This is a genomic window from Bradyrhizobium sp. BRP23 (assembly GCF_020194135.1).
Lineage (GTDB): Bacteria > Pseudomonadota > Alphaproteobacteria > Rhizobiales > Xanthobacteraceae > Bradyrhizobium > Bradyrhizobium yuanmingense.
The window spans coordinates 346,721-361,566 of record NZ_JADYVW010000007.1; the positions used below are offsets into that span (position 1 = coordinate 346,721).

Below are 14,846 nucleotides of genomic sequence, written 5' to 3' on the forward strand. Positions count from 1 at the left end.
AACGGATCGTTAAGACGATTGGGTGCGACAATCGGGGCTCGCCGCTGGCATTGCCAAGGATAGGTCAAGGACAAGTCAAGGATAGCCGGATAACCCTGCAAATCGGATCGCTAATGGAGCGAGCACGCGGTTATCGCGCGTTAGCGTTAAATTTGCCCTGTCCTTGAAGGAGCGGGCGCGATCGCAGAAAAGAAGCAATGATAGCGAAACGTCGCCCGACTCCTCCGACGCACTGATGTAACTGATATGGACGTTGTCGAACGAACACGGGCGAGATCGACCTCCCTCCCGCGTCGAACCGCCACTGCTCCCGCGGCTCCGGCGTATCCCGGCGCGAAGGGCCGCGACAGGATGGTCCTCAACCTCTTCTTCGAGGAACGAGACGACCGCTGGTTTCCCGGCGACCGTCACCTTCGGCCGCTGCTGCGCCGGTTGCTGCTGGGCAAGTCCTTCATCAGCGGACAGCGGCGCGTTCTGCTCAATCTGTGCGCAGGTCTCGATCGGCTTGGCATTCGCTACCGCGTCAACGATTATCGCTACATTCGGAAGCATCCGGAGGAACTGGCCTGCATCATCGGCCGGCCGTTCGTGCTCGACTGGTTCCAGTGGAAGAATCCGCTGCTGCTTGGCGTCGCCATGTATGACCATCCGATCGACGCACCAGAAACTCTAGAGGATCTCGACGTGAGGCAGGTGCTGTTGCCGTGCGCCTGGTATGCCGACATGTTCCGTCCGCACTGGCCCCATGTCGGTGCCTGGCCCGTCGGCATCGAGACGGATCTCTGGGTCCCGGCGCCGGCCGCGCAGAAGAAGATCGACGTGCTGCTCTACGACAAGGTCCGCTGGGATTACGACCGGTATCAACCGGAGCTGATCGAGCCGATCCGAAAGTTTGTCGAAGCCAGCGGACGCACGGTCGAAACGATCCGCTACGGGCACTACAAGGAAGAGGATTACAAGACCGCGCTGGCGCGCTGCCGCAGCATGATCTTCCTCTGCGAGCACGAGAGCCAGGGCATCGCCTGCCAGCAAGCACTGTCGAGCGGCGTGCCCGTCTTCGCCTGGGATCGCGGCGGACCCTGGCAGGATCCGAAATATTTCCCGGACAAGGTGCGATACGAGGGCAACGTGTCCTCGGTGCCCTATTTCGACGCGCGCTGCGGCATGACCTTCACTGATGCGGGCAGCTTCGCGGCGGGCTGGGGCCGTTTCTGGTCAGAGGTCGAGGCAGGAGGCTTCGCGCCGCGCGATTATGTGCTGGACCACCTGACGCTCGAGAAGGGCGCGCTTCACTATTACGAAATCGCGGAAGCCGCGATGCAGCGGCACGCGTGACCGGGCTCGACCGACGCGAATTCCTGCTCGGCAGTGTCGCAACGCTCGCGGCGGGCGCATCGGCGTCCGCGGTGCCGGCCTCGAAACGCGTCCAACGCCGCCCGGGCTACGGCGCAGCCGCCACGCTCTGGGACCTGCAAGCCGATCCGCGGCTCGGCGAGGCCATCAGCACCTATTGCACGCAGGTGGTGCCGGTGCTCGAGCTGAAATGGCCGATGCTGCGGCCGGACGCCCATACGTTCACCTTCGAGCGCGCCGACGCGATCCTGGATTTCGCGCGCGACAACGATCTGACCATGCGCGGCCACGCACTCGCCTGGTATCACGACATTCCGGACTGGACCAAGCAGATCAAGGGCAGCAAGGGCGTCGAACGCGCCTATCTCGACCACATCGGCACCGTCGTTTCCTACTACAAGGACAAGCTGACGTCGTGGGACGTCGTCAACGAGCCGATCCCGGACAATCCGCGCAGCCCGAAGGACCGGCGCGACACCTTCTGGACGCAACATCTCGGCGATCGCTGGATTCCGCTGGCGTTCCGCACGGCGGCCGCGGCCGACCCCTTCGTTGCGCTCGCGATCAACGAATATGACATCGAATCGGCGAAAGATTCCTTCATCGCCAAGCGGGCGGCCTATCGCACCCTCATCATGGACCTGCTCGATCAGGGCGTTCCGCTCCACGCCGTCGGGCTGCAGGCGCATTTGCACGCCGAACTCGAGATCGACACGCACGGGCTCGCCGAATTCGCCACCGAGCTGCGTTCCTGGGGGCTCGAGGTTCTCATCACCGAGCTCGACGTCGACGACCAGAAGCTGGCGGGAAGTCCTGCGGAGCGCGACGCCGTGGTCGCCAAGCGCGTCGACGACTTGCTGACGGCCGTTGCCGCGAGCGGCCCGGTGCGGTCGATCCTGACCTGGGGCATCTCGGACCGCTACAGCTGGATCAACGGCACCTTCGCCCGCAAGGACAAGCAGCCGAACCGTCCGCTGCCGCTCGACGGCGAGTTCAAGCCGAAGCCGTTCATGGACGTCATCAGCAAGTTCACGAAGGACGGCTAAAGCGCGATGCGATTAGGATGAATCGTCATCGCGCTTTAGATTATTGTTCGAGCATGATCTTTTCGGAAAACCGCTATGCACTTTTCCGGATCATGCTTTAGAAATCAGCGTGTCTTCGGCGTTTCGAACGCGGCCACATCGCCGATATGATCGGGGGCCAGGCTCGGCGCGCGCCGCTCGCGCGAGGACAGGCGGAACACGTCGCGGATGTCGGCGATCGACGTCGACGAATAGGACTGAATGCAAAGCGCGACCTGCTCGGGCGAGGCCGTGCGCATCATCGCTTCGATGGCCGGGCGGTCGAGCGGCGTGTCGTCCCAGTGCGAGACCGCGATGCTGTCTTCGGTGAGCCGATGTCGCGCCAGGTGTTCCGGCGCATTGGCGACGAAGTTTCCGTAAAGCAGATACTCCGAAAACTTCTTCTTCCGGCACAGCGCCAGCGCCCAGCTCAGGCCGGTCGCCGACTTGATCGCGTCCGTCATCGCACGCGCCGTGTCCCTGTCCCAGACCAGCGCGTTGCCGACATAATCGTCCGCCGGGAACGCGCGCTCCTTGATGCCGAGAAGCTGGTCGACGGTGCGCAGCCACAGGCCGTGCAACGGGTGGTCGGCGGCGATCGCTTTGCGCGTGACGAACAGCGGCGTCGTCTCAGCGCCGGCATATCGGCTGACGTCGAACTCGCGGAAGAACAGATTGTCCGAATCTAGGATGCAGACACGCTGCTCGGGCGCGTTGAGGACGCCGGCGATCTTCAGGATCTGCTGGATGTGCCAGCCGTGCACCGGCGAGGACAGCAGCGACAGCCAGACGCGCCGGCTGCCGAACTGGAGCGCCGGCGGCAGCGCGAACAGCCACTTCGGCAGATAGCGCGAGGCCGGAACGATGACCCGCTTGTCGGACGCGAAGCGCGCGAACAGCGGCACGTCCTCATCGTTAACGAGTACATAATGGCGCGTGTATCCCGACAGCCAGGTGTCGATGCTCTCGCTAAGCAGCGAAAAGCGTTCGATATCCTTGGCGTAGCTGGCAGTCAGCAGGGCAACGGAATGCATGGAGCACGCTCAAATGGCCATCAGACCCGCACTGATAGCGGCAATGCGAGATGCCGGAAACTCACGATCGAAATCAAGGTAAAGCGAAACGAAGTGTTAGCCATCCGACGGCAGCCCCTGCTCCAGCCCGCGAAAGCGGAGCGGCGCCAGGGCTGAGGCGCGCTGCCACCAGTCGGCGACGCGGTCGTCGAGGGCGGTCACGCCGCGGCCCCGGCCGGGAAAGATCCGGATCTGCTGGATCGCCTCTGCCTCGAAACCCCTGGCCCTCCGCGTGATCTTGAGGGCGGCGCCTTCGCGGTCGCGCTGCGTCAGCGGCACCAGAAGACGGCCGCGCGGACGGAGCGACCGCAGCCAGAGCGGGTGCGGATGCGGGAAGCCGGCATGCACGATGATCACGTCGGCGGGCTCGCCCACGTCCTTGCACCCATCGCCGTGGACGACCGTGACGTTGCCATAGCCGCGCAAGTAGTTCGCCGCTCGGGTCGCGAGCCGATCGTCGCATTCGATCGCATGGACGCGGCCCTTCTCGCCGACCATGATCGACAGCACCGCGGAGAAATAGCCGAGGCCGCAGCCGATCTGCACCACACGGTCCGCCCGCTTGACGTCGAGAGTGTCGATCAAATGCGCCCACAGGCTCGGCAGGCCGGTGTCGAGCTTGCGGCGTGCATCGATGGCGACCAGCACGTTGTCGTAGAGATGAACGGGATCGGCGTCGGGCGTCGGGCGGTAGCTGCGCGCTGCCTCGCCTTTGATGCGCCAAGGCCCCCTTGGCAGAAATTTCTCGCGCGGAACGGCGGCGAGCGCGGCGAGCAGACGCTTCGAGGCAATCCGCTCGCGCCTGGCGATCAACTCCACGTAGCGCGCCCGCGCGGCGGCAAGATCGCTCATGTCACAGACCGGCCTGCTCGCGCACCGGCGCGTCCATGCCGAGCTCGTCGACGAGCTGCAACGCCTGCTTCAGGTCCGGCGTGTAAAAGCCCTCGCTGAATTTGCCGACGATCGGCATGAGCAGGAGTCTTGCGTGCTCGCGCTTGCCGGCTTGATGCGACAGGCGCGCGAGGCAGACGGCGGTGCGAAGCTCCCAGGACAGCGCTCCCTGCTTGCGTGCGGTCTCCAGCGAAAGGCCGAACAGGTCCTCCGCCTCCTGTACCGACGCCGGGTCGCCACCCGCCAGCGTGATCTCGCCTTGCATGCGATAGACCTCGGCGAGATAGAAGTGATCGCCGGTCCGCCTTGCGGTCGCAAGCGCACCATCCAGCGCGCGCAAGGCGGCGTCGCGCATCCCGACCTTGGCGTACGTTTCCGCGAGCAGACAGCGGAACCAGCAGCCGGCGAGCCAGGAATCCATCGCCTCGTACTCGTCGAGGCCGAAGCGCATCTGGCCGAGGCCTTCGTCGGCTTCGCCGAGCTGAGCCAGCGCCCAGCCGCGCAGGATCGCCGCCTGCTGCTTCCAGTGCAGGAAATTGTGCTCGGTGGCAATGATCATGGCGCGATTGGCGTAGTCGCGCGTGCCTTCGACGTCGCGCAAATGCTGGCGGAGATAGGCGCCGAACACCAGCGCGAAGGCGAGCGTGAAAGGGTGGCGGATCTTCTCGGCGTTCGCGATCGCCTGCTCGCTGTGCTGGCGCGCCGCGTCGGGCCGACCGAGGAACCACAGGAGGTAACCGAGATAGGACAGCGAAACGACACCGGGATCGATGCCGTGCCGTTCCATCAGGTCGGAGTGCAGATCGGGGCTGAACAGGTTGATGCAGCGGTGCAAATGGTGCTGCGAGGCTGCGAAGCGGCCGCGATAGAGCATGGTCATCGCGATCGCGCGGTGCGCCTCGATCAGATAGCCGGTCTGCTGCGCCGGCTGCGTCCGCTCGTTCAGCCGCTCGCGCTTGGCAAACTTCAACAGCTCGACGCTGAGATCGTGCGCGCGGGTGAGATCGGCGCGGATGAAATGGCACACCCAGAGCCCGCGCGTCGCAGCGAAGACCTTTTCGTCGTCATCGAGCTGACGGCCGAGCTCCAGCGCGCGGATGTAGTTCTCCTCGACCTCCTGCACCGCGTAGCCCTTGGCGGCGATCAGCGCGTTGCCGAGCGCGATGCGCAGCTTGAGCTCCATCTCGTCGGTGCCCTGCATGCGCGCATTGGCCTGCACGACGTTAAGGCCGCGGCGCAGGTGGCCGATCGCCTCCAGATTGGCCCCGGTCTTGGCCGCCTGCTTGCCGGCCTTGAGCCAGAAGCTGGCGGCGCCCTCGCTCTGGCCGGATTCGGTCAAATGATGGGCGAGCAGCTCCGGTTCGCGCTCGGTCCTCTCCGGATACATCTCGGCGAGCACCTGGGCGATCCGCGCATGCAGCTTGCGCCGCTCGCTGTGCAACAGGCTCGCATGCGCGGCGTTCTGGATCATCACGTGCTTGAAGGAGTACAGCGCATCCGGCGGATGGCCGCGGCGCATGATCAGCCCGGCCTCCTGCAGATGACTGAGCGCCGCCTCGATCTGCTCGGCCGGCGTATTGGCGACGGCATGCAGCGTCTCGTAGGAGAACTCGCGGCCGATCGTGGCGCCGATCTGCGCGATGCGCTTGAAGGGTCCCATCCGATCGAGCCGCGCCATCAGCGAGTCGGTCAGGGTGGCCGGGATTGCGAGCTGCCGCCACGGCCCCGACAGCACGTAGCGCCCGTGCCGCTCGGTCAGCAGATTGGATTCCAGAACCGTCTTGGTCAGCTCTTCCAGGAACAGCGGCACGCCGTCGGTCTTGACGATGATCTCCTCGACAACCTCCTTGGGCAGCTCGCGTCCCGCGACGCGCTCGACCAGCGTCGTGCGCAACTGCCGGCTCAAGCGGTTCAGGACCAGGGTGGTGATGTGCGAATGCGCGTTCCAGCTCGCCTGGAATTCCGAGCGCGCGGTGATGATCGCCAGGATCGGCTGGTTCTGCACCCGATCGACCAGGAGGTCGACCACCTCGCGGGAGGTCGGGTCGATCCAATGCAAATCCTCGAACGCGATCACCAGCGGCATCTCGCGCGCAAGGCCGAGGAAATGGTTGACCAGCGCCACGACCGTCGCATCCTTCTGCTGCTGCGGCGACAGCTCGAGCGGCGGATAGCGGTCCCCGGTCGGTATCGACAGCAGCGCGGCAAACAGCGGGGTGACCTGCTCAATGTCGCCATCGGCGGCGGCGATCGCGTTCTCCAGGCTCGCCAGCGACAGCGCGGACGAATCCTCGCGATCGAGACCGAGGGAGAATTTGAGCTGCTCGACGAACGGATGGAACGCGGTGGAGGTGTAATAGGGCGAGCACTGCAGCGAGACCTGTCCATGGCGGTCGCCCGATATCCGCTCGAAGATCTCCTGGATGATGCGCGACTTGCCGATTCCGGGCTCGCCGAACTTGACCACGACCTGGCCGTCGCCGTCCTTGGCCTGCTGCCAGCGCCCCATCAACAGCGCGATCTCCTCCTCGCGGTTGACGAGCGGCGTCAGGCGCGTACCCATCGCCGCAGCGAAACGGGTCTCCAACCGCGAGGCGCGCACCACGTGCCAGGCCTGGGCCTTCTCGGAGATCCCCTTCAAGTCGTGGACTCCGAGATTGCGGTAGTCGAACTTCCCCTTCAGCAGCGCCTGCGTCGAGGCCGAGATCACCACGCCGTTGGGCGGCGCTAGGCCTTGCAGGCGCGCCGCGAGATTGACGGTTTCCCCGACCGCGGAGTCGCGTTCTTCGGTGCCCTGCCCGACGAGGTCGCCGACCACAACGAGGCCGGTCGCGATCCCGATGCGGACGGCGGGTGAATGGCTGAGCGCACCACGCGGCTCGACCGCGCGTGCCGTCGACAGCACCCGCACGATCTCGAGCCCGGCGCGCACCGCGCGCTCGGCATCGTCCTCATGTGCGGTCGGATAGCCGAAATAGACCAGGATACCGTCGCCGACGAAACGGGCGGCAAAGCCCTCGTATTGCTTGACCACCCGGACGCAGGTCTCGCGAAAATCCGCGATCATGTCGCGGACGTCCTCCGGATCGAACTGCGCGGACAGCGAGGTGGAATCCACCATGTCGCAGAACATCGTGGTGAGCTGGCGCCGTTCGGCTCCGACCTCCGCCCGGATTTGCGGACGCGGCGCCTCCGCCGGCGCCTCCGTGGTTTCCGCTTGAAACAGCGCCGCCATCGCCCGCTGCAGCCGCTTGCGATCGCCGAGCGGCAATCCGAGCTCGACCAGATCGGCTTCGGTGAGATCCGCGATGACGTCGAGATCGAGGCGGTGCTGCGCGAAAAGATCGGTGTAGTGCCCGAGGCCGATGCTTTCGAGCCAGTGATTCAGCCCACCTTCCAAACTCGTGCTCGGCTCGTTCTCCAGCATCGTGATTCTGCCCGACCCTTACTCCGTCGAAGGGCTCGAGGGCCCCTCAACCACAGATTTTGGGGTCCAAACTTCACCTCGGACTGGACGCATTCCCCAACTTCTTGGAAGAATAACTTAATCGGTCCAAAAGGGAATGGCGTTGTCGGACATTGCATCCGGAGCGGACGAAGCATCAGCCGGCACCACGGCCGAAACGAAGGTGTTCGCGCATATCAGCGGCCTTCTCGAATTCTACGCCCGCAGGACGCCGGCGGCGCCCGCACTCCTCGCTCCCGGCCGGCCGGCGCTCAGCTATGACGCGCTGGCCGAGTCGATCCGGCAACTGGTGCGTGCCTTGCGTGAACTCGGCATCCGTCCCGCAGACCGCATCGCGGTGGCGCTGCCGCGCGGCGCCGATACTGCCCTGGCGCTGCTAGCAGTCGCATCAGGCTGCGCCTGCGTCCCCGTCAACCCCGATCTGACGGCGGACGAGCTGCAACGCTATTTCAGCGAACTGAAGCTGACCGCGCTCGTGACCCGGGCCGACATGAACTCGGCGAGCCGTGACGCCGCCAGGATGCTCGACATCGCATTGATCGATTTCGTGGCGGGGCCTACCCACGATCTCGGCGGCTGCGCGTTCATTGCTCCGGCGATCGGGCCGGCCAATGCCGCCGGCGCTTCGCGCGGCGACGACGATGCGTTCATCCTGCTGACGTCAGGCACGGCGGCGCGACCGAAAATGGTGCCGCTGACCCATCGCAATGTCTGCCTGTCCGCTTACAATGCCGGCCATGTGCTGTCGCTCACGATGCATGATCGCCTGCTCAACGTCCTGCCGCTGTTTCATGCCCATGGCTTGATCTCCGGCCTGCTCACGGCGCTGGCCGCGGGCTCCAGCGTGATCTGCACCGACGGTTTCGACGCAGCGTCGTTCTTCGGCTGGATGCGGGAGCTGCAACCGACCTGGTACACGGCGGTGCCGACCATTCATCGCGCATTGCTGACGGCGGCGGAAGTAAACCCCGACCGCGCCCGACCATCGTCGCTGCGCGTGATCCGGTCGGCTTCGGCCTCGCTCGCGCCGACGATTCTCGCCGGGCTGGAGACAACGTTCGGCGTTCCCGTGCTCGAAACTTACGGCATGACCGAGGCGGCCTCGCAGATTGCGGCCAATCGGTTCGAGCTGCGCAAGGTCGCGTCGGTCGGTCGCGCCGCCGGCCCGGAGATCGCGATCATGGACGAGACCGGCCGCACGCTCGCAAGCGGGGCGCACGGCGAGATCGTGCTGCGCGGGCCGAACATGAGCCGCGGCTATTATAATGACGAGCCGGCGACGCGGGCCGCATTCCGCAACGGCTGGTTCAGGACCGGCGACCTCGGCTATCTCGATGACGACGGCTATCTCTTCATCGTCGGCCGCATCAAGGACGTCATCAACCGCGGCGGGCAGAAGATATCGCCGCTGGAGGTGGAAGACGTCCTGCTCAGCCATCCGGCGGTGCTGGAAGCCGGCGTGTTCGCGGTCCCGCACCAGAAGCTCGGCGAGAACGTCGCGGCCGTCGTGGTGCTGCGGCCGAATGCCGAGGCGACCCCGGACCAGTTGCGCCAATTCGCACGAAAACGGCTTGCGGCCTACAAGATACCGAGCGTGATCCGCAGCGTCGCGGCGCTGCCGAAGGGCGCCAGCGGCAAGGTCAAGCGCAACGCCCTCGCCGGGCTGATTGCAACGGTCGACGCGGACGACGAGACCCGGCTGCCGCGCAATGCGGTCGAGAGCCAGCTCGCCGAGATCTGGGCCGGCCTGTTGGAGCTGCCGCAGGTCGGCGCCGACCAGGACGTCTTCGCGCTCGGCGCGGATTCGCTCGCGGTGACACAGATGCGCTCGCGCCTGCGCGACCGCTTCAATGTCGACTTCTCGTTCGAGGATATCTTCGATTGCCCGACGGTCGCAGCGCTTGCGGCCCGGATCGAGACCGCCGCAAGCCGGCGCGAGACGGCGCTGCCGGGCTGGCGCCGGCTTGCAGGCACGGACGCACCGCTGTCGTTCCAGCAGCAGCGGATGTACGTGCTCTCGCGACTGGACCCGACGCGGTACAATTATAACGTCGTCGAGATCACCGTCCTCAAGGGCCCGGTCGACGCCGCCGCGCTGTCTGCGAGCCTCGCTGCGATCTCAACGCGCCATGAGGCGCTGCGCTCGGTGTTCGTCGAGCGCCAGGGCGAGCCGATGCAACTCGTGCTGTCATCGACGCCGCGGCTGGAGCGCATCAAGCTCAAGCCATGCCCTGCGGGCAGGCGGCCTGCGGCAATCCGGCGCGAGGCGCTCAGGCTTGCGCAACGTCAGTTCGACCTGGCCCACGCGCCGCCCCTGAAGACGACACTGCTGTCGTTCGACAGGAACAACCATGCGCTGGTGGTCAACGTCCATCACCTCGCCACCGATGGCTGGTCGCAGCGGCTGTTCTGGCAGGAGCTCGCCGTCCATTATGCCGCGACACGCAAGAAGCATTCGGCCGCACTGCCGCCGCCCGCTTTCCAATATCGCGACTTCGCACTCTGGCAGCAAAGCTGGGCGCAGACGCCCGCGGCCAGGGAGCAGCTCGATTATTGGCGGACGCAGCTCGACGGCGTCACCATGCTGCCGCTGAGAACCGACAGGCCGAGACCTGAGATCTGGAGCGGACACGGCGCGCGTCACTACCTTGAATTCTCAAAGTCCCTCTCGTCCGAGCTGCGCGCGTTGAGCCAGAACCAGGGCGTCACGCCGTTCATGACGCTGCTCGCCGCTTTCCAGTGCCTGTTGTTCCGCCACACCTCGCATGAGGACGTCGCCACGGGATCGCTGATCGCCAACCGCAACCAGATCGAGAGCGAACGCCTGATCGGGCTGTTCGCCAATACCCTGGTCCTGCGCAACGATTTCAGCGGCGATCCGAGCTTCGGCGAGATGTTGCGGCGGGTGCGGCAGGTCACGCTGGACGCCTACCGCAACCAGGACCTTCCGATCGAGGAGGTGTTGCGCGCATTGCGGGTGGCGCGCCGCAGCGACGGCAATCCGCTGTTCCGGATCATGTTCATCCTCCAGAACGCCTCGATCGAGGCGGCGCGCTTTCCTGGCCTGTCGACCCGGCGGCTGGAAGTCGATCCCAGGGTGGCGCGGTTCGACATCACGCTCGAACTGGTCGAGGCCGATGGCCGCTTCACCGGCTTCTTCGAATACGCCACCGATCTGTTCGAGGCCGCGACGATCGAAGCCATGGCGGCCCAGTTCAAGGCGCTGCTCAAGGCCGTCATCGCCAATCCGGAACAGCGCATCTCGCGCCTGCCGCTCCTGACCGAGGCCGAACGTCGGCAAGCGCTGGCAAAAGGCCGGGGCATGCCGGCCAATTTCACCACACGCGGCAACTTGAGCGAACGCTTCGAGCGCCAGGCGAGGAAGACGCCGAACGCAGTCGCGGTCTCGGACGGTCGCACGTCCCTGACCTATCGCGAGCTGGCGCGTCGCACTGGGGCGGCCGCGCGCTGGCTTGCCCGTGAGGGCGTCGGCGCCGAGAGCGTGGTTGCCCTGCTCGCGGAGCGCGGGCCCGACCTGCTCGCCGCGATGATCGCGGTGCAGCGCGTCGGCGCGGCCTTCCTCAATCTCGATCCCGACCAGCCGACGGCAAGGCTCTCGACCATCCTCGGATCGAGCTGTGCCCGCGTGCTGCTGACCGGGCGGGCTCAGTCTGCCATGGTCGAGGCCCTGCTCGAACCGCTGGTCGAGCGCATCCCGGTGGCCGAGCTCGACGACGCTCTTGCATCCGGGTCGACAAAGCCGGCCCGCGCCGCACGCCGCGCCGCCTCGAGCCTTGCCTATCTCGTCTATACGTCCGGCTCCTCCGGCGCGCCGAAGGGTGTCATGATCGAGCAGCGCGGCCTGTCGAACCATCTGGCCTCGCTCATCTCCGAGCTCGGCCTCTCGCCTAAGGACGTGATCGCGCAGACCGCGCCGCAGAGCTTCGTCATCTCGGTCTGGCAATTCCTCGCCGGTCCCATGGTCGGCGCGCGCGTCCATGTCTGCGGCAGCGCGATCGTGCAGGACCCGATGCTGCTGGCGCGCGAGATCGAGCGCGAGGGCATCACGGTGCTCGAGATCGTGCCCTCGCTGCTGCGCCTCATTCTCGAGCGTATGGATGAGGCGCCGATCCCGCGCGCCTTCGCGAAGCTGCGGCTGCTGATCTCGACCGGCGAGCCGTTGCCCGTCGAGCTCTGCCGCGCCTGGTTTGCCCGCTGCCCGAGGGTGCCGCTGATCAATGCCTATGGCGCGTCGGAATGCTCCGACGACGTCTCCCTGCATCGCCTTACCAAGGCGCCGGCGATCGCGACGGCCAACGTTCCGGTCGGGGCGCCGCTGCCGAACACGCAGCTCTACGTGCTCGACGCGCAGCTCCAGCCGCAACCGATCGGCGTGACCGGCGAGCTCTGCATCGGCGGCGCCGGAATCGGCCGCGGCTATATCAACGATCCCGCGCAGAGCCGGCAGCGCTTTCTGCCCGATCTGTTCTCGCGCCAGGCCGGCAGCCGGCTCTACCGGACCGGCGATCTGGCCCGGCGCCGCGCCGACGGGACGATCGAATGCCTCGGCCGCGCCGACCATCAGGTCAAGATCCGTGGCTATCGTATCGAGCTCAAGGAGATCGAGAACGCGCTGGCCGAGCATCCAAGCGTGCGCGCCGCCATCGTCGAACCGCGCCGCGAGGCGAGCGGCGACATCAGGCTGATCGCCCATGTCGTCGCCAAGCCCGGCAGCCGGAGCAGCGCCAGCGAGCTGCGCGACTTCCTGAAGAGCCGCCTGCCCGTCCACGCCATCCCCGCCGCCTTCCTGTTCCTGGATCAGGTGCCGCTCAACGCCCATGGCAAGATCGACCGCTCGGCGCTGCTGGCGTCCGTCCTGCCGGAAACGTCCGGCGCGGATGCGGTCGTCCCGGCGCGGCACTTCACCGAAAAGGTGCTCTCTGACATCTGGATCGACCTGCTGAACGTCGAACGCATCGGTGTTACCGACAATTTCTTCGACCTCGGCGGCCATTCGCTGCTGGCCGGCCAGATGATGGCGCGCATCGCGCGGGCGCTCGGCGTCTCGTTGCCGATCAAGGCCATCTTCGAGGCGCCGACGATCGAGGGGTTGGCGCGGCGGGTCGAACAGACCGTGGCCACGAAGCCGCACAAGCCTGCCGCAAGCCTGCCGCGATCGGCTGCGGGCGGGCCGCCGGCGCCTTCCATCGGACAGGACCAGATGCTGCACATCGAGCGGAATCTACCGGGGCTGCCGCAGCTCAACCTGCCCTTCGCCTTCCGTCTGCAGGGCCCGCTCGATTCGGCCGCCCTGGCAAAGGCGATCGACGACGTGGTGCGCCGGCACGAATCGCTGCGCACCGCGTTCGCCTGGAACGGCGATGAGCCGGAAAGCCGCATCGCCGCGCCACGCACGCTCGGCCGAATCATGACGGTCGAGACGATCGGCGACGGTCAGTCCCACAACAACAAGCGGCGCAAGGCGCTCGAGCTCAGGAAGATCGATCTCCTGATCGAGCAGGAGGCCTATACCCCGATCGACACCACGCGCGCGCCGCTGTTGCGCGCCCGGCTGTTGCGGCTCCACGACGACGACCACGTGCTGCTGCTGACGCTGCATCACGCCGTCGTCGACGGCTGGTCGATCGGCGTGCTGTTCGAGGAATTGTCGAGCCGCTATGCCGCGCTGGCCGGATATCCGTCCGCGCCGCTACCGAAGCCGCCGCCGGCCTTTTCGGACGTGGCACGTTGGCAGCGCTGGTGGTGCGGCACCGACGCGGCGCGCCGCCAGGCTTCCGACTGGATCCTGAATTTGCGCGGAGCGGGTCCCCTCTTCGACGGCGAATCGAGCCCGGGCGCCTCCACCGGGCATCATCCGGTCTGCCTCGAGCGCGAGCTGATCGCCCGGTTGACGGCGTTTGCCGGCCAGCACAATTGCACGCTGTTCATGTGCTTCCTCACCGGCCTGAAGGCCATGCTGCTGGCCCGGACGGGCCGCACCGACATCGCGGTCGCGACCGCGATGGCCAATCGTGCCCAGCCGGACACCGACCGGATCATCGGCCCGTTCGAGAACACGGTGATCGTCCGCACGACAATCACGCCGGACCTGTCTTTCGCGCAGGCTCTGCTGCGGGTGCGCCAGAGCGTGCTCGAGGCGCATGCGCGGCAGGAGCTGCCGTTCAACGTCCTGGCCGATCGACTGGAGCAGGAGGGGATCGATCCGGCCTCGCTGCTCCAGGTCTATTTCACGCTGCAGAATCCGTTGCGCCGGCCGCTCGATCTCCCGGATCTCGCGACGGAATCGATCGGCAACGTCACGCGCGAAGGCCAGCCGGTGCTGCCGATCGACCAGACCTGGCTGTCGCTGATGCTCAAGGAGCGCCCGACCGGCATTACCGGCTCCTGCAATTACAAGCGCGATTTGCTCGAGGGCCGAGCGGTCGGCGAATGGATGGAGGACCTCGCCGCCCTGCTAACGGCGGCGATCGCCCAGCCCAACGCACCACTCGGCAGATTGCTCGCGCGCAGGGCCGCTTGATGCCGCGACATCGCGCCAGAATACGGGTTCACGCCCCAAAGCTGTGAATGATCAAGTTGCAGCTTGATTATTTGGCGTCGTCGCGCAAGATTATTCTCGGATTTTGATTTGGGATGATCATTTTCAACCCGGGGAGTGTTATGGGTTTCATCAAATTTACCAAGAAGACCTCGCTCAGCGCGGAGGACCGCAAGGCGCTGCAAGACCTGCTCAATTTCGAGAAGCAAAAACTCCAGCTCGCACTGAAGGATGTCGACGCCAGCCTTAAGGCTCTGCGCGGGTCCAAGAAGAAGAAGTCCAAGAAGAAGTAAACTCGTCGGTCGGGGACGGCCGTACGAATCTTCGCAGAGCGGCCGCTTGCGTGTCGAGTTTGGGGGCTCGCACAAGCTTGCGCCTGTAAACCGGCCTGCAAATCGACAAGAATTCGCCCGGGTGGACCGCTAGGTACGGTCCTCTCG

At 66.0% G+C, this 14,846-nt stretch carries 7 protein-coding genes; 4 read left to right on the forward strand and 3 right to left on the reverse strand.

The genetic code is table 11. The annotated features are described in order from the left end of the window. The first annotated feature begins 246 nt into the window (after window positions 1-246). Both I6F24_RS21475 and I6F24_RS21480 read left to right on the forward strand, forming a co-directional pair. On the forward strand, window positions 247-1,335 hold the full coding sequence (locus I6F24_RS21475; RefSeq protein WP_225151642.1) for a glycosyltransferase family 1 protein: 1,089 nt from the start codon (window positions 247-249) through the stop codon (window positions 1,333-1,335). Continuing rightward, on the forward strand, window positions 1,332-2,399 hold the full coding sequence (locus tag I6F24_RS21480) for an endo-1,4-beta-xylanase (RefSeq protein ID WP_225151645.1): 1,068 nt from the start codon (window positions 1,332-1,334) through the stop codon (window positions 2,397-2,399). The genes I6F24_RS21475 and I6F24_RS21480 overlap by 4 nt, the downstream gene beginning before the upstream one ends. A 104-nt stretch (window positions 2,400-2,503) precedes the next feature. On the opposite strand, the gene I6F24_RS21485 is transcribed toward I6F24_RS21480, so the two are convergent. From I6F24_RS21485 to I6F24_RS21495, 3 genes are all read right to left on the reverse strand, one after another. Further along, window positions 2,504-3,451, reverse strand: coding sequence for a DUF6492 family protein (locus tag I6F24_RS21485; protein WP_036026769.1), 948 nt, complete (start codon window positions 3,449-3,451; stop codon window positions 2,504-2,506). 96 nt (window positions 3,452-3,547) lie between these two features. Then, complete coding sequence (locus I6F24_RS21490) at window positions 3,548-4,342, reverse strand: rRNA adenine N-6-methyltransferase family protein (RefSeq protein ID WP_036011751.1); 795 nt, start codon at window positions 4,340-4,342, stop codon at window positions 3,548-3,550. A 1-nt stretch (window position 4,343) separates the two neighbouring features. Next, window positions 4,344-7,808, reverse strand: coding sequence for an AAA family ATPase (locus I6F24_RS21495; protein ID WP_225151647.1), 3,465 nt, complete (start codon window positions 7,806-7,808; stop codon window positions 4,344-4,346). 136 nt (window positions 7,809-7,944) lie between these two features. Here I6F24_RS21495 and I6F24_RS21500 point away from each other — a divergent pair, with 136 nt between their 5' ends. Both I6F24_RS21500 and I6F24_RS21505 read left to right on the forward strand, forming a co-directional pair. Further along, window positions 7,945-14,388, forward strand: a complete 6,444-nt coding sequence (locus I6F24_RS21500) for a non-ribosomal peptide synthetase (RefSeq protein WP_225151649.1) — start codon at window positions 7,945-7,947, stop codon at window positions 14,386-14,388. A gap of 140 nt (window positions 14,389-14,528) precedes the next feature. Next, window positions 14,529-14,699: a hypothetical protein gene (locus tag I6F24_RS21505; protein WP_167361674.1), complete on the forward strand. Its 171-nt coding sequence runs from the start codon at window positions 14,529-14,531 to the stop codon at window positions 14,697-14,699. Window positions 14,700-14,846: the final 147 nt, after the last annotated feature.

Coding starts and splice junctions, on each gene's coding strand:
- I6F24_RS21505 (WP_167361674.1), top strand. CDS start 14,529: ATGGGTTTCATCAAATTTACCAAGAAGACCTCGCTCAGCGCGGAGGAC.
- I6F24_RS21500 (WP_225151649.1), top strand. CDS start 7,945: ATGGCGTTGTCGGACATTGCATCCGGAGCGGACGAAGCATCAGCCGGC.
- I6F24_RS21475 (WP_225151642.1), top strand. CDS start 247: ATGGACGTTGTCGAACGAACACGGGCGAGATCGACCTCCCTCCCGCGT.
- I6F24_RS21485 (WP_036026769.1), bottom strand. CDS start 3,451: ATGCATTCCGTTGCCCTGCTGACTGCCAGCTACGCCAAGGATATCGAA.
- I6F24_RS21495 (WP_225151647.1), bottom strand. CDS start 7,808: ATGCTGGAGAACGAGCCGAGCACGAGTTTGGAAGGTGGGCTGAATCAC.
- I6F24_RS21490 (WP_036011751.1), bottom strand. CDS start 4,342: ATGAGCGATCTTGCCGCCGCGCGGGCGCGCTACGTGGAGTTGATCGCC.